Below are 22,180 nucleotides of genomic sequence, written 5' to 3' on the forward strand. Positions count from 1 at the left end.
CCCGCTCTCATCGAGCGCCCCGGAGCCCTCATTCGCTCGCCAGCGCCACCACCGGATCGAGCCGCGCCGCCTGCCGGGCCGGCATGAAGCCGAACAGCAGCCCGGTGCCCAGGGCGCAGAGGAAGGCGGCGAGTATGCCCCGCAGCGAGAAGATGATCGGCACCTCCCAGAGGATCAGCGCCGCGCCCAGGCCCAGGCCGATCACCGTGCCCGCCACGCCGCCGACCAGCGACACCAGCATGGCCTCGCTGAGGAACTGGCGCAGGATGTCGCGCTGGCGGGCCCCGGTCGCCAGGCGGATGCCGATCTCGCGCGTGCGCTCGCGGACCGTCATCAGCATGATGTTCATCACCCCGATGCCCCCCACCACCAGGGATACCGCGGCGATCAGCCCGAGCAGCAGGGTCAGCGTCTGCTGGGTGTCCTGCTGCGCCTTGACCGAGGCCGCGCGGTCGTAGACGTGGAAATCCTGCACGTGGTGGGCGTCCGCCAAGGTCGCGGTGATCTGCCGGGCGGTGGCCATGGACTGCTCCAGGTCATCGATCAATACCGAAATCCACGACAGGTCGAGGCGGCCGAGCACACGGCGGCTACCGGTGGAAAACGGCGCCATGACCACGTCGTCGTCGTCGGCATCCCCCGACAGCGCGCCCTTTTCCTCCAGTTCGCCGATGACTTGGAACGGCACGTTGTCGACCAGCACGTAGCGCCCCAGCGGATCGACGTCGCCGAACAGGCGCTCGCGCACCTTCTTGCCCAGCAGCAGCACCGGCGCGAGGGTGCGCTCGTCTTCCCAGGTGAAGAACTGTCCGCGGGCCGGCTTCCAGTTGAGCACCCGTTGCGCATCCGGCGTCACCGCCCACAGCGGGCCGAGCGTATCGACGTTGCCGGCGCGCAGCGTAACCTGGCCCTGGACGAAGGGCATCGCCACGCTGACGTTGGGCACCTGCCGCAGCAGCGCCGCGTCGGCTTCGCTCAGCGTGCCGCCGGGGCCGCGCGCGCTGTCGCCGCCGGGCACCACGTAGAGGCGGTTGGTGCCGAAGATCGCCATCCGCGCGATGACCTGTTCCTGGGTGCCGGCGCCCACGGCCAGCATCACGATCACCGAGGCCACGCCGATGACGATGCCGAGCAGCGTCAGCAGGGTGCGGAAGCGGTTGAGCCACATCACCCGCCAGGCGCTGCGGATGGCCTCGCGCGCATCGGTCCACGGCGAGGCCGCGCGCGCCACGCCCTCGGCCATCGCCGCCATGAAGTCATGCCCGGCCCCGCCCTGCTCCACCGCAACGCCGGCGGAATCGCTGACGATGCGCCCGTCGTGGATCTCCACCACGCGCCGCGCCTTCGCCGCCACGTCGCGGTCGTGGGTGATGAGGATGATCGTGTGGCCGGCGTCCGCCAGTTCCGCCAGCAGCGCCATCACCTCGGCGCCGCTCTTGCTGTCCAGGGCGCCGGTCGGCTCGTCGGCGAGGATGATGCGCCCGCCGTTCATCAGCGCGCGGGCGATCGACACCCGCTGCTGCTGGCCGCCGGAGAGCTGGTGGGGACGGTTGCCCAGCCGCTCGCCCAGGCCCAGGCGTTCGAGCAGCTGGCGGGCACGGCCGTCGCGCTTGGCCGCGGGCACGCCGGCATAGACGGCGGGCATCTCGACGTTGCGCAGGGCATCCAGCGTGCGGATCAGGTAGTAGCCCTGGAACACGAAGCCGAACGCCTCGCGGCGCAGCCAGGCCAGTTGGTCGGCGTCGAAGGCGCCGATGTCCTGCCCGGCGAAGCGGTAGCTGCCCGCGCTGGGCCGGTCCAGGCAGCCGAGGATGTGCATCAGCGTGGACTTGCCCGAGCCGGAGGCGCCCATGATGGCGACGAACTCGCCGGCGCCGATCGACAGGTCGATGCCGTGCAGCACCTCCAGCGCCGGGCTGTCGCCACCGCCGTAGGTCTTGCGGATGTCGCGCAGTTCGATCAGCGGCGCTACCACCGGAACCTCCCGGCGCCGGCGTGCTGCCGGTGGATCGCGGTGACCAGCCGTTCGCCGGCCGCCAGCCCGGAGAGCACCTCGGCATGCAGGCGGTCGCGCACGCCGATGCGCACCTGGCGCGTTTCGATGCCGCCGCCGGCCTGGACCTGCGCAGTGTAGGCATCCGCCTTGCCGGCGCCGGCCTTCAGCGCCGCCAGGGGCGCCAGCAGCACATGGCTGGCGCTGGCCTGCACGAAGAACACCTGGGCGCTCATCTGCGGCATCAGCGCGCCATCGGCGTTGTCCACGTCGAACAGCACGGTGTAGAGCACCACCTTGCCCGCCGGCGGCGCCGTCGTGGCCTGGGCGCCGCCCTGCTCGCGCGCCTGCCCCGGCGGGTTCGGCGGCGCCGGCAGGACCTGGCGCACCCGGCCGCTCCAGCGCCGCACGCCGCTCTCGGTCTGGCTGCCCAGGGTGGTGAAGTACACCGGCATGCCGGGGTGGATGCGGCCGATGTCGGCCTCGGACACCTCGGTCCACACCGTCATCTGCGACAGGTCGGCTATGCGTAGCAGGTTGGGCGTCTGGTAGGTGGCGTTGAGGGTCTGGCCCTCGCGCGCATCGAGGGTGACGACGGTGCCGGCCATCGGCGCGTAGATACGGGTGTAGCCCAGCTGCGCCAGGTCGCCCGTCAAGGTGGACTGGGCCCCGACGACCTGCGCCGTGAGGTCGGCGATCCGCGCCACCGCCACGCGCAGGCCGGCCTCGGCGGACTGCAGGTCCTCCAGGCGGGTAGCGCCATGGACGTGCATCTGCTGCTGCCGTTGCGCGTCCTGCTGGGCCAGGTCGCGCTGCGCCTGCGCCGCGGCCAGCTGCGCGCGCAGGCTGTCGAGCGCGGCGCGGTCGGCATCGACCTTGGCCTGCTGCAGCGACGGGTCGATCTCCACCAGCAGCTCGCCCTTGCGCACCACGCTGCCGGGGTGCACCGCGATGCGCCGGATCGCGCCCGAGGCCTGGACGCCCACGTCCACGTAGCTCTGCGGCTGCAGGGTGCCCACGGCGCTCACGCTGGCTTCGATGTCGCCGTAGCCGACGGGCACGCTGTCGACGGTCTGCACCGTGCGCAGCAGCGTCCACCAGAGCAGCCCGAGCAGCAGCGCCAGCGGAACCAGGAAGGGCAGGAAGCGGAGGAAAGGGTTGCGGCGGGGGAGCATCGACGACCTCGTGGCAGCGAAGCGCGGCCCGTGGGCCGCGCCAGGGTATGCCGGTTGCCAGGCACCGGCAGGCTGGCCGCCCGCCCCGGCGCGGCGGCACCGGGGCGGGCTTGCAGCGGGTTAGAAGGTGGTGCGCAGCGAGGCCAGCAGGGTGCGCGGCTCGCCGTAGTAGTTGCCGGCGGCGCCGGCGATCGACTGGTAGTACTTGCGGTCCAGGATGTTGCTGCCGTACAGGCCGACGCTCCAGTCGGGCAGGAACTGGTAGGCCACGTGGGCATCCAGGGTCGCATAGCCGCCGCCGTTCCACTCGCCGCTGCTGTCCTTCCAGCCGGTGGAGCTGGTGGCATAGGCCGCGCCGCCGATGCTCCATTGGCGCCAGGCGCCGGGCAACTGGTAGTCGGAGGCCAGCTTGAACAGGTGCCTGGGGGCCACCATGCTGAACGGCGCGCCGGCATTGGTGCTGTCGTCCAGCGACTTGACATCGTCGTAGGTGTAGCCGGCGGAGAGCGTCCAGCCCGGCAGCAGCATGCCGCTGACCTGCAGTTCCAGGCCCTGGCTGCGCGCCTTGCCCTGGGCCAGGTAGTAGCCGGGGAAGCGCGGGTCGGACAGGGCGCGGTTGCTCTCGTCGATCTGGAACAGCGCCGCCGAGGCGTTGGCCCGGCCGCCGAGGTATTCGCCCTTGATGCCCAGCTCGTACTGCTTGCCCTCGACGGGTTCGATCAGGCTGCCGGCCTCGGTGTAGAAGCCGCTCTGCGGCTTGAAGATCGAGGTGTAGCTGGCATAGGCCGAATAGGTGTCGTCGAGCGCATAGACCAGCCCGACGATGGGCGAGAACTTGCCGTTGACGTGCGTATTGGAGGGCGGCGTGTCGAAGTAGTTGTCGTAGGCGTCGGCGGGCGTGATGCGCGCGTGCCACCAGGTCATCCGTCCACCGGCGACCAGGGTGAGCAGATCGGCCAGGCTCAGGCGCACGTTGCCGTAGACCCCGTACTGCTCGATCAGCGTCCAGTTCTCGTTGTGCCGGCCGCCGTCAAAGTCCTTCGAGTAGAGCGGGTTGCTGCTGAACACGTCCTCGAAGTAGTCGCCCCAGTCGTCCAGGCCGCTGGTCTCGGTGTTGATGAAGCGCTGGGTGTTGTGGGTGTTCTCGTGCAGGTAGTTGGCGCCGAAGGTCAGCTGGTGCTCGCGGCCGAACAGCGAGAACGGCCCGCTGGCGTAGGTGTCCACGGCCTGCTGGCGATCCTCGCTCTGGTAGTTGTAGCTGTAGGGGTTGCCGATGTTGGTGCCCGGCTCCAGCGGGCCGCCGGGAATGCCATTGAGGAAGTGGGTGTCGATGGTGAGGTAGTTGTAGGTGAGCTTGGCCTTCCAGTCGTTGGCCAGCTGCCGTTCGACCTCGGCGAAGGCGTTGCTGCGACGGTTGCTCAGGGCGTTCCAGCTGGCGCCCAGATATGTGGAGCGAGATACGTCGAGCAAGCGCCCGTCCGAGTATCCGGGCAGGCCGTACATGGGCTTGGCGGTGGTTTCGCTATGGCTGATGCCGGTGCGCAGGGTGGTGTCCGGATCGGGATCGACCTCCAGGGTGCCGTAGAACTGCTGGTCGCGCTGCCAGGTGCCATCCTGCATCTGATGGCCATAGCCGGTCAGCCCGACGAAGCGCCCGCGCAGGCTGCCTTCGTCGTTCAACGGCCCGCCCACGTCCAGTTGCTCGCGGTGGGTGCTGCGGCTGCCGGCCAGCACTTCCGCCGAACCCTGGAACTGCGCCGGCGCCTGCTTGCGCACCAGGTTCACCACCCCGCCATCGCCACCGAAGCCGTTGAACAGCCCGGCCGGCCCGCGCAGCACCTCGACCTGCTCGTACATGGCCAGGCTATCGGCGATGGTCGCCGCGCCGCCGGCGGGGATCGCCGTGGGCACGCCGTCGAGCTGGAAGGTGCCGATCGGGAAGCCGCGCGCGTAGTAGTCGGTGGCCATCGGGTTGGCCAGGCTGACGGTCACCCCGGGGCTCTGGCGCATGGCGTCGTCGAGGTTCTTCATTTTCTGCTGCTGGATCTGTTGCTGGCCGACCACGCTGACCGACTGCGGTATCTCGCGCTGGCTCAGCGGCGTCTTCGAGCCAACCGTGGTGGCGGGATTGACCCTCTGCGCGATCGCGTCGGGCTCGCTACCGACCACCGTCATCGGCGACAACTCCAACTCCGCCGCGCCGGTGGTGGGAATGGCCTGCAGCGTGTAGCTGCCGTCGCCCTGCTCCACCGCCTGCAGCCCCGTACCGGACAGCAACAGGTCGAATGCTTCGTCCAGCCTGTAGGTTCCATGCAAACCGGCGCTGCTCTTGCCCGTCGTCACCGCGCCGGGAACACTCAGCAGCACATCGGCCTGATCCGCCAGTTGGTTGAGCGCCGCCGACAACGGCCCGGCCGCGATGTCGAAACGCTTCGCCACGGTCCGCCCGGCGCTGACGGCGGCCTCGGCCCGCGTGGAGACGCTCGCCCCCATGGCCGCCACGGTGACGGCGCCCAACAGCGCGCAGCGCACTGCCAGCGAAAGGGGACGACGCGCGAAGTGCAGGAGCAGGCGGGGGCGGCCGGTGGAAACGGCGCGCGACCGGAACGATGGGCAGAACATAGGACGATTTCCCTGGAATGACGGTTGGCAAGGCGAGGGCCAGCGCCGCTACGGCAGGCGCCGGAGCCCTGGCAGCGGCCGCCTGGGCGGGCTCGTCTGCCGGGCGCGCTCGGGGCGCTCATGCTCCCGAATGCTCCTCTGTCATCTACGGAATCGAACGAGGCGCTGAAAAACGAACCGTCGCGATGAAAAATATTCGCGAGGCTTCTGCCGCTCGCCGCTCAACGCGGCTCGATGCTCGTCCACCAGGGCAAGGTATGGCGTACCCGCACGGGCAGATTGCGTTCGAGCATGGCCAGGGCATGATCGGGATCGTCGATGGGGAAACGTCCCACGACCTTCAGCTCGGCCACCTCCGGCGCCACGCCAAGATGACCTTGTCGGTAGCGTCCCAGCTCCTCCACCAGCACGCCCAGCGGAATGTTGTCGGCCAGGACGACACCCCGCGTCCAGGCCTCCCGCATGGGCTCGGCAGGCATAGTCGGGGTGATGGCCGTGGCCGTGAACTGGCGCTGCTGGCCGGCCGCGACCAGTTGCGTCTCGCCCGCCGCATTGCGGATCCTGACGCTGCCCTCGAATACCGCCAGCAGCGTATGGGTCGACGTCTGGCGGACGTTGAAGCGCGTCCCCAGTGCCTGCATGCTGCCGAAATCGGTACGGACGAAGAAGGGCCGTCGCAAGTCGTCCTTCGCGGTATCGATGAGTATTTCGCCCATCGCCAGGGTCAGCAGGCGTTGGCTGGTGTCGTAGGCGACGTCCAGCGCGCTCCTGGTGTTCAACCAGACTCGCGTGCCGTCGGCCAGCTTCAGGTCGCGCCGCTCGCCGATACCGGTGCTGAAGTCCGAACGACAGGCCGTGACCAGCCCCGGCAGCGGCGAATAACGCCACCCCAGCCAGGCGCACAGCCCCACTCCGGCGAGCGCGGCCAGGCCGCGCAGCACCAGGCGCCGTTCCAGATCCTTGCTGGTTGCGGCGCCCACCGCCGCGGCGGCCGCTTCGCGCACACCATCGCCACGCAGGGGAACGAAACGGGCACTGACGGCCTCGATATGTCGCCAGGCCTGGCGGTGCTCCGGGCATTGCGCGAGCCACTGCTCCCAAGCACTCCGCTCGGCCCCCGTGGAGCCCTCGGCATAGAGCGTCGCGTACCACTGCGCCGCAGCTTCCAGGCTGGCGAAATCGGCCTTGACCTCGTCGTCGCGCAGCGTCATTGCGGGCCTACTGTCCATGCGTCAGTGAGCCAGGCCGGCATCGACCAGGGCCAGTTGCAGCATGGCCTGCGCCAGGTACTTCTGGACCATGCGCTCGGATACCGCGAGGCTGGCGGCGATCTCCCGCGTAGGCAGGCCATGTATCTGCGCCATCACGAATGCCTGCCGGGCCTTGTCGGAAAGGCGCGCGAGCACGGCGCCGACCTCCAGGATCGTCTCGATCACCAGCAGGCGGAACTCGGGCGACGGCTCGAAAGGCTCCGGCTGGGCCGCCAGCGTGTCCAGCCAGGCCTGTTCCACCTCGCGCCGGCGCCACAGGTCGATGCACATCCCGCGGGCCATCGTGCGCAGGTAGGCACGCGCATCCACCGGGCTGGAGAAGCCACGCGAGGCAGGCTTGAGCAGCAGACGCAAGAACACGTCATGGGCCATGTCCGCTGCATCGGCTGCATTGCCAAGGCGCTTGTGCAGCCAGCCCTTGAGCCAGCCGTGGTGATCGCTGTACAGCAAATGCAACCCCTGCTGCCCGGGAAGCTCGGCGACGGACATTGGTGGCCTCGTGTTTGCTGGAGGAGCGCAGGGAGGGATTGTCAAATGGCAATAGTTATCATTTATAACCTGGCTGCCACACGCAAAACAAGCCTGCCAAACAGGCATCCTCTCTTCCGTGCCAGCCTTGCCGGAGGCCTGGCGAAAATCATAAGATGGTAATAAGTCTCAATTTCATGACCCGGACTATCCATGTCGGCATCGCGTACCAGGGAATTGGTGAGTCACCTCTATCAAGACAATCACCGCTGGCTGCTCGGCTGGTTGCGGCCGCGGGTCAATTGCACCGAGCTTGCCCGGGACCTGGTGCAGGATGTGTTCATCCGCATCCTGACCGCCCAGGACGCCCCGGATCGCCTGCAGGAGGTACGCGAGCCCCGGGGCTACCTGGCCACCATCGCGCGTAGGCTGATGATCGACCACTACCGGCGCGACCGCCTGGAGCGCGCCTGGCTCGCGGAGCTGGCCGGCCAGCCCGAGGCGCTGGAAATCAGCGAAGAGGACCGGGCCATCCTGCTCGAAACGCTCTGCGAGCTGGACCGTATGCTGGCCGGGCTGGGCCCGAAGGTACGGCGCGCTTTCCTGCTTTCCCAACTCGAGGGCATGACCTACCGGAAGATCGCCGAAGCCGAGGGCCTCAGCGAGGTCACCATCACCCGCTACATCGCCAAGGCCACCCATCACTGCATGCTCTTCCGCCTGGGAGCCCTGCCCTGAGCCTCCTGGACCGCCTCGACCGACAGCAGCGCGAAGCGCTGGAGCAGGCCGCCACCTGGCACAGCCTGCTGCAGAGCGAACACGCCACCGAGCACGACCGCAATGCCTGGCAGCGCTGGCTGGAAGAGCGCGGCGAGAACGCCTGGGCCTGGCGCCAGGTGGAGCTGACGCTTGGCCAGTTCGGCCGCCTGCCCGCTTCGCTCGCGCCCCGGGCCCTGCTCCAGGCCGAGCGGAACGGACGCCTGAACCGACGCACGCTGCTCAAGGGCTTCGTGCTCGTCGCGGGCAGCACGGCGCTGGGCTATGGCGGCCTTCGCTACACCAGGACGGCGGGATGGGATGCGGACCTGCGTAGCCCGCTGGGCGAGCGGTTCGGCACTACCTTGCCTGACGGCACCCGCGTACAGCTCAACAGCGACAGCGCGGTGGATGTCGCCTATGACGCCCACCAGCGCCAGTTGATCCTGCGTCGCGGCGAGCTGCTGGTGACCACGGCCCCCGATAGCCTGAACCGCCCCTTCCTCGTCCAGGTGCCGCAAGGAACGGTGCAGGCGCTGGGCACCCGCTTCGCCGTGCGCCTGCAGGACGACAGCGCCCAGGTCGCGGTCTTCGAGCACCGTGTCCGCCTCACGCCGGCCCACGGGCAGCCGCTGTTGCTCGAGGCCGGCCAGCAGTGCTCGCTCAGCGCCGATGCTGCCGGCAGGCCTTTCCCCGTTTCTCCGGGCCAGGATGCCTGGAGCACCGGGCTGCTGGTCGCCAACCGGCAGCGGCTGGATGAGTTCCTGGCCGAGCTGGCTCGCTATCGCAGCGGCTGGCTGCACTGCGACCCCGCCGTGGCGGGGCTCAGGATCAGCGGCACCTTCTCCCTGGACGACACCGACAAGGCCCTGCGGGCGGTGGCCTCCAGCCTGCCGGTGCGGGTCGTCCAGCGCACCCGCTATTGGGTCAAGGTCGTGCCTCGCTGAAAATTTCTGCGGGCCGCTGATAGGTTTCCCCGTGCTCCTTCGACTCATCAAGCAGAGGGCAAACGCCCCACTGCCAACCTGGAAGAGCACGACACCACCATGAGAGCACCCTTCGCCCCACGTCCCCTCCCCCTGGCGCTGGCCCAGGCGCTGCTGTTTTCCGCCGTACTGGGCCTGGGCGTCCCCGCCCAGGCCGAACCCGATGGCGCCGACGTGCGCGAATACCACATCGGCAAAGGCGACCTGGGCGCAGTGCTGACGCGCTTCGCCACCGAAGCCAAGGTCCTGATCTCCTTCGACCCGGCGCTGACCGACGGCCGCGTGAGCCACGGCCTGGACGGCCGCTACAGCGTGCAGCAAGCCCTGCAACGGCTCCTCGATGGCTCCGGCCTGCAGGCCGAGCAGGACAGCGACGGCCGCTACACCATGAAGCCGGTCTCGGAAGAGCCGGTAAACCTGGGCGTTACCCAGGTCATCTCCAGCCCCCTGGGCACCACCACCGAAGGCACCGGCTCCTACACCACCGGCGCCACCGCCTCCGCCACCGGCCTGCCGCTGTCGACGCGCGAGACACCGCAGTCGGTGAGCGTCATCACCCGCCAGCGGATGGACGACCAGAACATGACCACCCTCGGCGACGTGCTGGCCAACGCGCCGGGCATCTCCGCGCCGCAGCTGGACAGCGAGCGCACCGTCTTCGCCTCGCGCGGCTTCTTCATCAACGACCTGCAGTACGACGGAATTTCCAGCTACTACAAGAGCAACTACGCCGCGGGCGAGTCCGAGCTGGACGCCATCATCTACGACCGCATCGAGATCGTCCGCGGCGCCACCGGCCTGCTCACCGGCGCCGGCGAACCCTCGGCCTCGGTCAACCTGGTGCGCAAGCGCGCCGACAGCAAGGAATTCCGCGGCGAGGCGCAGGTCAGCGCCGGCTCCTGGGACAACTACCGCAGCACCCTGGACCTGTCCGGCCCGCTGACGCCCACCGGCAACGTGCGCGGCCGCCTGGTGGGCGCCTACCAGGACAAGAAGAACTTCTTCGACCGCTATTCCCGCGAGGGCCACGTGATCTACGGCGTGGTCGACGTGGACCTGACCGACGCCACCACCCTGAGCCTGGGCGCCAGCTACCAGAAGTCCGACGCCGACGGCCTGACCTACGGCGGCGTGCCGCTGTGGAACAGCGACGGCTCGAAGACCCACTACAGCCGCTCGTTCAGCATCGCGCCGAAGTGGAACACCGAGGAAGTCGAGGTCAAGAACTTCTTCGCCAACCTCGAGCACCGCTTCGATAACGACTGGCTGGCGCAGTTCCGCGTCATGCACAACCGCAACGAGGTGGACAACGCGCGGATCTTCAACTGGGGCTTTCCCGACCCGGAGACCGGCCTGATCGACGCCGAACCCTCGCAGTCGCGCTTCCCCGGCGAGCGCAAGCAGCAGAGCACCGACCTGCGCCTGTCCGGCCCGTTCGAACTGTTCGGCCGCACCCACGAGGCCGTGGTCGGCGCCACCTACTTCGACCACAAGTACTCGTTCGACTGGATCGGCAACAAGACGCCCTGGCAATCCCCGGTCAGCGTGTACGACTTCGGCCACGTGGCGGAACCGGAGTGGGACTACGAGAACCGCGAGCTCTCCGAGCGCAACCACACCAAGCAGAAGGCCGGCTACGCCGCCCTGCGCCTGTCCCTGGCCGACCCGCTGAAGCTGATCCTCGGCGGCCGCTTCACCCAGTACGACCGCGAAGGCGCCGGTTGGGCCTCCTCGGGCGAATACGACTACAGCGACCACAAGTTCATCCCCTACGCCGGCCTGGTCTACGACCTGAACCAGAACTACTCGCTGTACGCCAGCTACACCAGCATCTTCAACTTCCAGGACTACCGCGACCGCAACGGCGCCTGGCTCGACCCGGTCACCGGCGACGCCTACGAGGCCGGCATCAAGGGCGAATTCCTCGACGGCAGGCTGAACGCCTCCCTGGCCGCCTTCCGGATCGTCCAGGACAACCTCGGCCAGCAGGACGTCGGCTACTCCGTGCCCGGCAACCCCGACAGCCCGGCCTACTACGCCACCGACGGCGCCACCTCCAAGGGCGTGGAGTTCGAACTGTCCGGCGCCCTCACCGAGAACTGGAACGCCTTCTTCTTCGCCACCCACTACAGCGCCAAGGACTCCGACGACAATGACGTGAACACCCAGCTGCCGCGCACCATGGCACGCCTGTTCACCACCTACCGCCTGCCGGGGCAATGGAAGCAGCTGACGGTGGGCGGCGGCGCCAACTGGCAGAGCCGCATCTACTACGACGGCGTGGGTCCCCAGGGCCAGCGCCAGGAGCAGTCCGACTACCTGGTCGCCAACCTGATGGCCCGCTACGACATCACCCCGCAAATCTCGGCGCAGCTGAACGTCAACAACCTGTTCGACGAGAAGTACCAGACCGCGGTGAACTGGTACGGCCAGGGCATCTGGGGCGCCCCCCGCAACGTCCTGGCCACCTTGAACTACAAGTTCTGAGCGGCGAACGACAAAGCCCTGGACGCTGTTCAGTCAAGGAAGAATGCCGTTTCTCTTTATGAGGGGAACGGCATTTTCATGTGGGGTGGGGTTGGGGGCTTGGTGTAGCGCGCCGCTCCGAGTGCTCGGATGTTTCTCTGGAAATCCGTAGGGCGCATAACGCCTACGGCGTTATCCGCCGAATCGCGGACAGAGTCCGCTCCTACGGTTCCAGGAAGCACGGGCGTAGGAGCAACTGTCTTGCCGGCTGCGCCAAGGCGCGCCTCAACGGATGGGTTGAGCCTTGGCGAAACCCATGCGGTCGTGGTGATGGGTATCGCTTCGCTCAACGCCATCCTACAGGTCTGATGTTTGCCGGAGGGCGTAGGAGCGGACTTTGTCCGCGATTGGATTCAACGCCCCCGCCGGACACCCCGGTGGCACGAATGGTCCCCTCTCCCGCTTGCGGGAGAGGGCTGGGGAGAGGGCTGGGGAGAGGGCGCTCTTTAACCTCTGCCTCAACACCGTCGTAAACCCGTAGCCCCGTAGAAAAGCAGGCCCCGCCTGGAGCGCCCCCGGGGCTGAGGCGGTCAGCGCAGCGCGCAGCGCTCGAAGAAGCTTTCCCGGCTCTGCACCATCAGCGCCGCGCGCTTGTGCGGGAAGTCGAATTCCTTTTCCCGCCAGAAGCCCAGGCGCTGCATGTGGCCGATCATGCGCGCGTTGTCCGCGCGGGGCTCGGCAACGATGCGCTGGGTGCGCGGTTCGTCCAGCAGCAGGTAGTGGACCAGGGCATCCAGCCAGCTCTGTACCTTGTGCGGGCCGCGCTGGCTGTCTTCGCCCACCAGCATGTGGATGCCGCGGTCATAGTCGTCCGCTGCGTAGAACGGTGCGATGCGGTCTTCCTTGGCCCAGTAGGCCTCGAAATAAGCGAAGGGCTGGTCGTCGAAGCAGCCGATCAGCGTCAGCGCGTGAGGGGCGAGCGCGAGCTTTTCCAGGTAGGCCCGGTGCTGCGCGAGGCTGCCGCCCTCCTGCCAGAACTCCAGCACGCGCGGGTGATTCTGCCAGCGGTTGAAGCGTTCCAGGTCGGCGTCGATATCCAGGGTGCGCAGGGATATCCAGCTTCCCAGGCGGGCATCGAAGCGCCGGTAGACCTCGCCTTCAGGCTTGGGCGGGCGCAGCGGGTGGCGCTTGCCGGCGTCCATGCGGAACACCTGGGGGAACGCCACCTCAAGGGGCTGGCGCAACCAGGGCTGCGGCAGTTGCCAGAAGGCGCTGCGCTCCACTTGCGCCAGGCCGTCGCCGGTGCGGCTGAGCAGCCCTTCGGCGTAGGCCTGCGCCGGGCAGCCGGCGCCTTGCAGGAGGATTACCTGGCGCTGTTCGTCATGGGCGAAGCACCAGTAGGCGAAGGCCCAGAGCGCGAAGGGTGACACCTCGGACAGCAGCTGCCAGGTATGGCCATCGCTTTCCAGGGCAAGCAGCCCCGCGCCATCGAGGGACAGCGTCAGGCGTCGCCCCTGCGTCTCGGCACTCAATTGGCGGCCGTCGGGTAGTGGCAGGATGGATTCGGGAAGCGGACTGGACATGCGGATACTCTCGCTTGGAGGCGCCGCCCCGATGGGGGCGGCAACGGGCCCATGGGCTCAGGCGGTCTCGGCGGCGACTGTGCGAGCTGCCGGCTGCGCCTGCAGGTGCCGGAACAGCGACGTGGAAATCTCCTCGGCGCGGGCCGGCAGGACCGACAGCAGGGTGTCGCTGAGGCCGTGGCTGGCCTGGCTGAAGCCCTGCAAGTAGATGGGCGCGCGCAGTTGCGCGTCGGTCTGCAGGCGGTAGTCGCGGTCGACGCGGAAGTCGCCCAGGTGCGCCTGCAGCGGCGCCAGCAGTTCGCGGTGCGAGTTGCGCTCGTAGCCGGTGGCCAGTATCACCGCGTCGTACTGCTTCTGTTCCACCTCGCCGGTGGCGCTGTCGCGCAGGCTCAGGTGCACGCCGGCGGCGTCGGCGCGCACGCCTTCGACGTGGCGGCGGCAGAGGAAGCCGTGGCGGGCCTGCCCGGAGACCTTCTGGCGGTAGAAGATGGCGTAGATGCGCTCGATCAGGTCGAGGTCCACCACCGAGTAGTTGGTGTTGTGATATTCGGCGATCAGCTTCTCGCGCTCGCTTTCCGGCTCCTGGAACACCAGGTCGGTGTAGTCGGGCGCGAAGATTTCGTTGACGAAGGGGCTATCGTCAGCCGGCTTGAGCACGGCGGCGCGCAGGATCATGTCGACCTGTACCGAGGGGTAGCTGTCGTTGAGGTCGATGAAGGCCTCGGCGGCGCTCTGCCCGCCGCCGACCACGGCGATGCGCATCGGCTCGTGGCGCACGCAGGGCTGCTCGGCCATGCGCTCCAGGTAGCGCGCATGGTGGAACACCCGCGCATCGCCGCGCAGGCTGGCGAAGGCTTGCGGGATGCGCGGCGTGCCGCCGGTGCTGAGGACGATGGAGCGTGCCAGGCGGTAGTTCTCGTGGCCTTCGGCGTCACGCGAGACCACCTTGAGCAGGTCGATGCCGTGGGCGCCGGCGACCGGCTCCACGTGCTGCACCTCCTCGCCGTAGCGGGCCTGCTCGGCGAAGTGCCGGGCGACCCAGCGCAGGTAGTCGTTGAACTCCATGCGGCACGGGTAGAAGGTGCCGAGGTTGATGAAGTCCGCCAGGCGCCCCTGGCTGTGCAGGTAGTTGACGAAGCTGTAGGGGCTGGTGGGGTTGCGCAGGCTCACCAGGTCCTTGAGGAAGGAGATCTGCAGTTCGCTCTGCGCCACCAGGGTGTTGCCGTGCCAGCGGTAGTCGCCCTGCTTGTCGAGGAACAGCGCATGGTAGTCGAGGCCCTCGCGTTGCGCCTGCTCCTGCAGCGCGATCGCCAGCGCCAGGTTGGAAGGCCCGAAACCGATGCCGAGAACGTCGTAGGTGGGGGTGATCATCTGGTTCATGCTGCCAATATCCTTAGCCCGTTTGCCAGGAGGCGCGGTGGCGGTCCGCCGGCCCATGGGGACGCCGCATCGGCGCCTTGTTTCTGAAAGACGAGACCGCTTTGCGGAAATTTAGAATGCGTCCTATTAGCGTTTTCTGTAGGAATCTCTAGCGACGCATCACTGCAGACGGCGCGCCTCGCCCTCTTCGTCCAGCGCCATCGAGAACGAGAACGAGAACGAGGGCGCCAGGCGGTAGCGGCGCTGCGCATCGCGCACCAGCACGCCGCTGCGCCCCAGGCTGCGCAGGGTGCTCTGCACGCAGGCCTGGGTGATGGAGTTGGTCGGTTCGCGCAGGCGCTGGTAGAGCTCTTCCACCGTGTAGGCGTCCTGCTCGTGAAAGGCGCTCAACACCACCAGCCGCGGCAGGCTGGTGCGCAGGCCGGCATGGGCCAGAATCCGCCGCGCGGGCTCGCTGGCTCTGGATTGGGTCATTGGCTTCTCCTTGTCCCCCTGGGCCGGGCGCAGCCAGTGGTCAGGGTGCGCCGCCCTCCTCTTGCATGGTCGAATCCGTTCCGCAGGTGCCTGAAACTCGTTGGAAATCATGGGAGTCCGCCTCCTTTCATTGCGCCAGGCGCACCACCCGGAGTGTGGGGTCCGCGTCGATCTGCGCCTCGGTGAAGGGCAGTGGCGACCAGGCCTGGCGCGAGAACAGCCGGGTCTGGTCGGCGTGGTGCGGCGAGCGCGGCTCGCTGGCCTGGGAGAACGCCAGCAACCCCTTGGCCTGCGGGCCCTCGGCGGTGAAGCTGACCAGCTGGATGTAGCTGCTGCCGCTCACCACCTCCAGATGGTCGCCGTGGGGCACGCTCTGCATGGCGTTGTAGATGCCCAGGTGGCCGTCGCCGCCGGGGATCGGGATCGGCGGCTTGGCTGTGCTGCTGACCTGCACTTCGCCCCAGCGTTGGCGCTGGTCGAGCCCCAGTTCATGCACCTCTTTCGTCGCGGCCAGCAGTGCCTCGCGCACCTGTTTCGCCACCTGCGGCTTGTCCAGGGCGATGCCGCTGGGCGTCTGTAGCGGGCGCACGGGGTCGAAGGGCACCTTCCAGGCGCCCTCCAGACCGTCGAAGTGGGTCATGAAGCGCTGGAAGTAGACGAAGCCCGGGCCGGCGTCGAGGTTGGCGCTGCGGTCCCATTTGGCGAGGCTGCCACAAGCGGACGATAGCGCGGCGTCCTGCGCTTGGCGGCACAGTTGCAGCAGGTCGGGCAGCACCAGGTCGGCGGCGTAGACGTGGTTGCCGGTGACCAGCCGCTGCAGCAGCGGTTCATCGATAGCGCCCTTGCCCAGCAGGGCCTGCAGCGCGAAGCGGGCGCGCAGGCCCAGCGGCTGGTCCTGGCGGCTGGCCAGCGGCGAGAAGCCTTCCAGCGGCGCCGCCGGGTTGGTCATCCAGGCGCTGTCGTTGGAGTTCTGCACGAAGTCGCGGCGCACCAGCGCCGGCAACTGCGTGGCCGGCTGGATGCCGGGCTGCGCCGCGCCGGGGTCGCGGCTCCAGCCGCAGCGGCCGAGGTTGCCCTGCAGCGCCGGCAGGCCCTCGGCCATCAGAGCGGGAATGGCGCAGGCCTGCAGCTGCCCCGGGGTCAGGTTGGGCACCACGGACTGGTTCAGGTAGAGCACGTCGCCGTGCTCGTCGGCGGCCAGGGTATTGACCCAGGGGATGCCCTGCAGGGATTCCACGCGCTGGCGCAGGTCCGCCACGTCGCGCGCCTGGTTGATCGAGTACCACTGCTGCAGCACCCGCGTGTTGCCCAGGTTGGCGTCACGCAGGGCATAGGCTTCGCCGGCGCTCCAGTCGAGCTTGCCGGGCCAGACCAGCACCGGGCCGTAGACCGACTCGTAGACGTTGTGCTCGACCGTCTGCAACTGGCCGTCGGCGCCGCGCACCTGGACCTTCACCACGAGCTTCTCCAGCGGCTGCCAGCGTCCGTCCAGGCGGTAGTGCAGCGGGTTCTGCGGGTCCAGTTCCAGGCGGTAGAGGGTGAAGTGGCTGGAGGTGTCCACCGTGTGCGTCCAGGCCAGGTGCCGGTTGAAGCCGATGTTCACCATCGGCAGCCCGGGCAGCGCCGCGCCCATGACGTCCAGCTTGCCGGGGATGCTCAGGTGCAGCTGGTAGAAGCGCATGGCGCCCTGCCAGGGGAAATGCGGGTTGGCCAGCAACAGGGCGTGGCCGCTGGCCGAGCGCTCCGAGCCGACGGCGATGGCGTTGCTGCCGCGTTCCAGGCGGAAGCGCTCGCGGCGCTGCTCGGCCAGGCGGAAGCCCTCCGCGCCGGTCAGGGCTGCACTGGCAGCGCCCGGCGGCGCCGCGGCCACCACGGCCTGGGCGAACTGGCCGACGCCGCCCTCCACCAGCAGGCGACGGGTCAGGCGCACCAGGTCGCTGCTGTCGATCGGCTTCAGCCAGGGCTGGCCCAGGCAACTGGTGGTGTCGGTGCTGGCCTCCCGCAGGAAGCGGTTGAAGCCCGCCGCGTAGCCTTCCAGCAGTTGCGTCACTTCCGCGGACTGGGCCTTGCGGAAGGCCTCCACCGATTCCGGACGGTTGAGCCAGGTGAAGAAGACGTCCGAGGCGAGGTTGCCGACCTGCGCCGAGGATTCGCCCTCGGCGCCGAAATAGCGCGAGCGCTCGCCGCGGGCGGTGACGATCTCGTCGGCCAGCAGGCAGGCGTTGTCGCGGGCGTAGGCGTAGCCGACGCCGAAGCCCAGGCCGCCTTCGTCGGTGGCGCGGATGTGCGGTACGCCGTAGGCGGTCCAGCGGATGTCGGCGGCCAGGGCGGCCGGGCGGGCGCTGTCGGCGTGGGCCTGGGGCAGCAGGCCGAGCAAGGCGCCGGCGAGGCCGGCCACGAGGGTGCGCTTTTGCATCGATTCATCTCTGTACGAGCGCGCCGCGGATGGCGCAGGACGACGGGAAGTCGCGGCCTTCGGCGGCATGAATGCTCCGCCCAGAACGCCGGCATTCAGGGAACGAAGCGCGCCCGGGAAACTTTACCGGCGCCCGCCGTATGCGCCCGGGCAAGGCTGGATCGGGGTGGCTGGCGCCCGGCCGCGGCTTTCCGTAGGATGCGAGCTCTCCTATAATTGCGCCCATCATCCCTCCGCCATGGCGGCGCCGGATCCAGGCGCGGCAAGGTTCAACCGGCCCCTTCATGACTACCCCCCCTTCCCCTTCGAGCGATCCCGTGGCGCAAGCCGCCGCGCACTGGTGCATGCGTCTGCACGAGCCGGACTGCAGCGACGCCGAGCGAGCGGAGTTCCAGCAATGGCTGGAAAGCGATCCCCGGCATGCCGCCAAGTACGCCGAAGTGGAAAAGATCTGGAAGCTCAGCGCGCACCTGCTGGAAGCCCGCCCCACCCCGCGCACTACCGGCCGCCGTCCGCCGCTGCCGCGCCCGCCCGCGCAGGCCGGGCGCCGCCGGCGTTCCTGGCGCAAGCAACTGCGCGCCGCCGCCCTCGCCCTGCTGGTACTGCCGGCCGCCGGCTACCTGGGCTGGCTGCAGGGCTGGGTGCCGGACAGCTACCACCGCTACCAGGCCGACGCTACCCTGCGCAAAGTGGTGCTGCCCGACGGCAGCGAGGTCGAGCTGAACCTCAATACCCGCCTGTCCTATGCCAATTTCCGCGACGTGCGCCGAGTGGTGCTGGACCACGGCGAGGCCTATTTCCACGTCAGCCACGACGCCAGCCACCCCTTCGTGGTGCGCGCCGCCAAGGGCAGCATCACCGTTACCGGCACGCGCTTCGACGTGTGGAAGTACCAGGACCAGGTCACCGTGACCGTCACCGAAGGCTCGGTGCGGGTGCGCAGCGAGAAGGACGGCAACGACAGCAGCCTGACCCCCGGCATGCAGGCCAGCTACCGCGCCGGCATGCTCCAGCCCCTGGTGGCCAGCGCCGACCCCGCCCAGGTCCTGGCCTGGCGCGACGGCCGCCTGGTGCTCGACGACCTGTCGCTGGGCGCCGCCCTGCCGCTGATCAACCGCTATCTGGACGCCCCGCTGGTGCTGGCCGACCAGACGGTGGCCAACCTGCGCATCGGCGGCACCTACCGCACGCGCAACCTGCAGGAACTGGTCAATGCCCTGCCCCGGGTGCTGCCGGTCGAGCTACAGCGCCTGGACAACGGCAGCATCCGCATCAGCAGCCGCTACGCGCAGTTGTAACAGCGCGCGAATAAAGCTCCGCGAGCCCTGTCGGCGCTAAATTTCCTTGGGCATCATCCGTCTTCCCGAAAGCGCATGCCTGGCCGCGATCCCGCGGCGGCATGCCTTCCAAGCCCTGGCCGGAACCCCGAATGAAACGCCCCCGTCGTACTGGTCGCACGCTGCTGATCGCAGCCCTTCTCACCTCCCTGCTCGCCGTCGCAGCCTGGCAGACCCACCCTTTCGGCGGCGATGACCTGATCACCGCCCCGGTCGCCCGTGGTGACATCGAAAGCAGCGTCACCGCCCTCGGCACCCTGCAGCCACGGCGCTACGTGGACGTCGGCGCCCAGGCGTCGGGGCAGATACTCAAACTGCACGTGGAACCCGGCGACGAGGTCAAGGAAGGCCAGTTGCTGGTGGAGATAGACCCCTCCACCCAACAGGCGCGGGTCGACGCCGGCCGCTACTCCATCGAAGTGCTCAAGGCGCAGCTGGCCGAGCAGCGCGCCCAGCACCTGCTGGCGCGCCAGCAATACCAGCGCCAGCAGCGCCTGGCCGCCGCCAGCGCCACCCGCGAGGAAGACGTGCAGACCGCCTACGCGCAGGTGCAGGCGACCCAGGCGCGGATAGACATGTACCAGGCGCAGATCCACCAGGCCAAGGCTACCCTGCGCAGCGACGAGGCCGAGCTGGGCTACACGCGCATCTACGCGCCCATGTCCGGCACCGTGGTGGCGGTGGACGCCCGCGAGGGCCAGACGCTCAACGCCCAGCAGCAGACGCCGCTGATCCTGCGCATCGCCAAACTCTCGCCGATGACCGTCTGGGCCCAGGTCTCCGAGGCCGACATCGGCCGCGTCAAGCCGGGCATGCCGGCCTACTTCACCACCCTCGCCGGCGAGCAGCGGCGCTGGAACGGCACGGTGCGGCAGATCCTCCCGGTGCCGCCCAAGCCGCTGGACCCGAACAACCAGGAAAGCACCGGCAGCGGCTCCGGCAGCGGTTCCAGCGGCAGCGGCCGGGTGGTGCTGTACACGGTGCTGGTGGACGTGGACAACAGCGACCACCAGTTGATGGCGGAAATGACCGCCCAGGTGTTCTTCGTCGCCGCCACCGCCCAGGGTACCCTCACCGCGCCCGTGGCCGCGTTGCATGAAGACGGCCAGGGCGGCCGCCACGTCTGGGTGGTGGGGCGCAACGGCAAGCCGGAGAGCCGCAAGGTCGAGACCGGCATCAGCGACCGCCTGCACGTCCAGGTGCTGTCCGGCCTGCAGGAAGGCGAGCGCCTGCTGATGGCCGCCCCGGACAATGGCGAGGGCTGAATGAGCGAACCCCTCCAGGACATCCCGCTGATCGAACTGCGCGACGTACGCAAGCGCTACGGCGGCAACGGCAGCCCCGAGGTCGAGGTGCTGCGTGGCATCTCCCTGAGCATCCACCCCGGCGAGTTCGTCGCCATCGTCGGCGCCTCCGGCTCCGGCAAGTCGACGCTGATGAACATCCTCGGCTGCCTCGACCGCCCCAGCAGCGGCCGCTACCTGTTCGCCGGGCGCGACGTCGCCGAGCTGGACAGCGACGAGCAGGCCTGGCTGCGCCGCGAGGCCTTCGGCTTCGTGTTCCAGGGCTACCACCTGATCCCCTCGGCCTCGGCCCAGGAAAACGTCGAGATGCCGGCCATCTACGCCGGTACCCCGGCCCTGCAGCGCCACGGCCGCGCCCGCCAGCTGCTGGAGCGCCTGGGCCTGGGCGAGCGCACCGGCAACCGCCCGCAGCAGCTTTCCGGCGGCCAGCAGCAGCGCGTGTCCATCGCCCGCGCCCTGATGAACGGCGGCCACATCATCCTCGCCGACGAACCCACCGGCGCCCTCGACAGCCACAGCGGCGCCGAGGTCATGGCGCTGCTCGACGAGCTGGCCGCCCTGGGCCACGTAGTGATCCTGATCACCCACGACCGCGACGTCGCCGCCCGCGCCAAGCGCGTCATCGAGGTGCTCGACGGCGAGATCGTCAGCGACAGCGCCAATGGCGCGCCGTCGCAACCGGCCACCCCCGGCCTGCGCGCCGAGGAGCTGCGCGAGCGCCTGCAGCAAGGCAGCGCCGAGCCCGCCGGGGCCTGGCGCGCCGAACTGCTGGAAGCCATCCGCGCGGCCTGGCGGGTGATGTGGCTGAACCGCTTCCGCACCGCCCTCACCCTGCTGGGCATCGTCATCGGCGTGGCCTCGGTGGTGGTGATGCTCGCCGTCGGCGAAGGCAGCAAGCGCCAGGTGATGGCGCAGATGGGCGCCTTCGGCTCCAACATCATCTACCTCAGCGGCTACTCGCCCAACCCGCGCACGCCCATGGGCGTCGTCAGCCTGGACGACGTCGCGGCCATCGCCACCCTGCCCCAGGTGAAGATGGCCATGCCGGTGAACGGCGGCGAACTGGTGGTGCGCCACGGCAGCCTCGACTACCACGCCTACGTCGGCGGCAACAACACCGACTTCCCGGCCATCCTCAACTGGCCGGTGAGCGAGGGCAGCTACTTCACCGAACGCGACGAAGCCAACGCCGCCACGGTCGCGGTGATCGGCGCCAAGGTGCGCGAGAAGCTGTTCGGCGCCGCCAGCCCGATCGGCCGCTACATCCTCATCGAGAACGTGCCCTTCCAGGTGGTCGGCGTGCTGCAGGCCAAGGGCTCCAGCTCCGGCGACCAGGACGCCGACAACCGCATCGCCGTGCCCTACTCCGCCGCCAGCATCCGCCTGTTCGGCACGCGCAACCCGGAATACGTGATCATCGCCGCCGCCGACGCGCGCCGCGTGCACGAGACGGAAAAGGCCATCGACCGCCTGATGCAGCGCCTGCACCGCGGCCAGCGCGACTATGAGCTGACCAACAACGCCGCGCTGATCCAGGCCGAGGCGCACACCCAGAACACCCTGTCGCTGATGCTCGGCTCCATCGCCGCCATCTCCCTGCTGGTGGGCGGCATCGGGGTGATGAACGTGATGCTGATGACCGTGCGCGAACGCACCCGCGAGATCGGCATCCGCATGGCCACCGGCGCGCGGCAGAGCGATATCCTGCGCCAGTTCCTCACCGAGGCCACGCTGCTCTCGGTGGTCGGCGGCCTGGCCGGCGTCGGCATCGCCCTGGGCATCGGCGGCGCGTTGCTGCTGGGCAAGGTGGCGGTGGCGTTCTCCCCAGCAGCCATCCTCGGCGCCTTCGCCTGCGCCCTGGCCACCGGCCTGGTGTTCGGCTTCATGCCGGCGCGCAAGGCCGCCCGCCTCGACCCGGTGGCCGCCCTGGCCAGCCAATGACGGACCCC

Annotated in this window: 15 protein-coding genes; 6 read left to right on the forward strand and 9 right to left on the reverse strand. The window is 69.0% G+C overall.

Features of this window, described 5'->3' with window-relative positions:
* Positions 1–28: 28 nt before the first annotated feature.
* The 5 genes from ACTWJ5_RS16730 to ACTWJ5_RS16750 form a co-directional block, all read right to left on the reverse strand.
* The gene (locus ACTWJ5_RS16730) at positions 29–1,975 is read right to left on the reverse strand and encodes a MacB family efflux pump subunit (RefSeq protein WP_444436115.1); all 1,947 of its coding nucleotides are present in this window, start codon (positions 1,973–1,975) and stop codon (positions 29–31) included.
* A complete protein-coding gene (locus tag ACTWJ5_RS16735) occupies positions 1,969–3,168 on the reverse strand; it encodes an efflux RND transporter periplasmic adaptor subunit (protein WP_444436116.1) in 1,200 nt (399 codons plus the stop codon). The genes ACTWJ5_RS16730 and ACTWJ5_RS16735 overlap by 7 nt, the downstream gene beginning before the upstream one ends.
* A 120-nt stretch (positions 3,169–3,288) precedes the next feature.
* Positions 3,289–5,790 carry a TonB-dependent siderophore receptor gene (locus ACTWJ5_RS16740; protein WP_444436117.1) on the reverse strand — a complete coding sequence of 834 codons (2,502 nt, stop codon included), beginning with the start codon at positions 5,788–5,790 and terminating at the stop codon, positions 3,289–3,291.
* Positions 5,791–6,011: 221 nt separating this feature from the next.
* Positions 6,012–7,001, reverse strand: coding sequence for a FecR domain-containing protein (locus tag ACTWJ5_RS16745; RefSeq protein ID WP_444436118.1), 990 nt, complete (start codon positions 6,999–7,001; stop codon positions 6,012–6,014).
* 21 nt (positions 7,002–7,022) lie between these two features.
* Entirely contained in the window at positions 7,023–7,550 is a 528-nt protein-coding gene (locus ACTWJ5_RS16750) for a sigma-70 family RNA polymerase sigma factor (RefSeq protein WP_074983758.1), read from the reverse strand.
* Between the two features lie 192 nt (positions 7,551–7,742).
* Between ACTWJ5_RS16750 and ACTWJ5_RS16755 the strand changes: the two genes are divergently transcribed.
* The 3 genes from ACTWJ5_RS16755 to fhuE all read left to right on the forward strand — a co-directional run bounded on the left by ACTWJ5_RS16755 (position 7,743) and on the right by fhuE (position 11,758).
* Complete coding sequence (locus tag ACTWJ5_RS16755; RefSeq protein WP_074983755.1) at positions 7,743–8,267, forward strand: sigma-70 family RNA polymerase sigma factor; 525 nt, start codon at positions 7,743–7,745, stop codon at positions 8,265–8,267.
* Positions 8,268–8,332: 65 nt separating this feature from the next.
* Positions 8,333–9,232 carry a FecR domain-containing protein gene (locus tag ACTWJ5_RS16760; RefSeq protein WP_249920115.1) on the forward strand — a complete coding sequence of 300 codons (900 nt, stop codon included), beginning with the start codon at positions 8,333–8,335 and terminating at the stop codon, positions 9,230–9,232.
* A gap of 99 nt (positions 9,233–9,331) precedes the next feature.
* Entirely contained in the window at positions 9,332–11,758 is a 2,427-nt protein-coding gene (fhuE, locus tag ACTWJ5_RS16765) for a ferric-rhodotorulic acid/ferric-coprogen receptor FhuE (RefSeq protein ID WP_249916657.1), read from the forward strand.
* 569 nt (positions 11,759–12,327) lie between these two features.
* Here the strand turns inward: fhuE and ACTWJ5_RS16770 are convergent.
* The 4 genes from ACTWJ5_RS16770 to pvdQ all read right to left on the reverse strand — a co-directional run bounded on the left by ACTWJ5_RS16770 (position 12,328) and on the right by pvdQ (position 17,590).
* Positions 12,328–13,320 carry a GNAT family N-acetyltransferase gene (locus ACTWJ5_RS16770; RefSeq protein WP_074983746.1) on the reverse strand — a complete coding sequence of 331 codons (993 nt, stop codon included), beginning with the start codon at positions 13,318–13,320 and terminating at the stop codon, positions 12,328–12,330.
* 57 nt (positions 13,321–13,377) lie between these two features.
* Positions 13,378–14,700, reverse strand: a complete 1,323-nt coding sequence (locus ACTWJ5_RS16775) for a lysine N(6)-hydroxylase/L-ornithine N(5)-oxygenase family protein (RefSeq protein ID WP_249916659.1) — start codon at positions 14,698–14,700, stop codon at positions 13,378–13,380.
* 159 nt (positions 14,701–14,859) lie between these two features.
* Positions 14,860–15,174: a transcriptional repressor gene (locus ACTWJ5_RS16780; protein ID WP_253391343.1), complete on the reverse strand. Its 315-nt coding sequence runs from the start codon at positions 15,172–15,174 to the stop codon at positions 14,860–14,862.
* A 127-nt stretch (positions 15,175–15,301) separates the two neighbouring features.
* Positions 15,302–17,590, reverse strand: a complete 2,289-nt coding sequence (gene pvdQ, locus ACTWJ5_RS16785) for a bifunctional acylase PvdQ (protein ID WP_444436119.1) — start codon at positions 17,588–17,590, stop codon at positions 15,302–15,304.
* Positions 17,591–17,874: 284 nt separating this feature from the next.
* On the opposite strand from pvdQ, the gene ACTWJ5_RS16790 reads away from it, so the two are divergent.
* The 3 genes from ACTWJ5_RS16790 to ACTWJ5_RS16800 all read left to right on the forward strand — a co-directional run bounded on the left by ACTWJ5_RS16790 (position 17,875) and on the right by ACTWJ5_RS16800 (position 22,172).
* Positions 17,875–18,888, forward strand: a complete 1,014-nt coding sequence (locus ACTWJ5_RS16790) for a FecR family protein (protein ID WP_116424563.1) — start codon at positions 17,875–17,877, stop codon at positions 18,886–18,888.
* 131 nt (positions 18,889–19,019) lie between these two features.
* Positions 19,020–20,192, forward strand: coding sequence for an efflux RND transporter periplasmic adaptor subunit (locus ACTWJ5_RS16795; protein WP_253391345.1), 1,173 nt, complete (start codon positions 19,020–19,022; stop codon positions 20,190–20,192).
* Positions 20,193–22,172, forward strand: coding sequence for a MacB family efflux pump subunit (locus ACTWJ5_RS16800; protein WP_253391346.1), 1,980 nt, complete (start codon positions 20,193–20,195; stop codon positions 22,170–22,172).
* Positions 22,173–22,180 lie beyond the last annotated feature (8 nt).

It is taken from the genome of Pseudomonas sp. A6 (assembly GCF_052367875.1).
In the GTDB taxonomy this organism is placed as follows: domain Bacteria; phylum Pseudomonadota; class Gammaproteobacteria; order Pseudomonadales; family Pseudomonadaceae; genus Pseudomonas; species Pseudomonas citronellolis.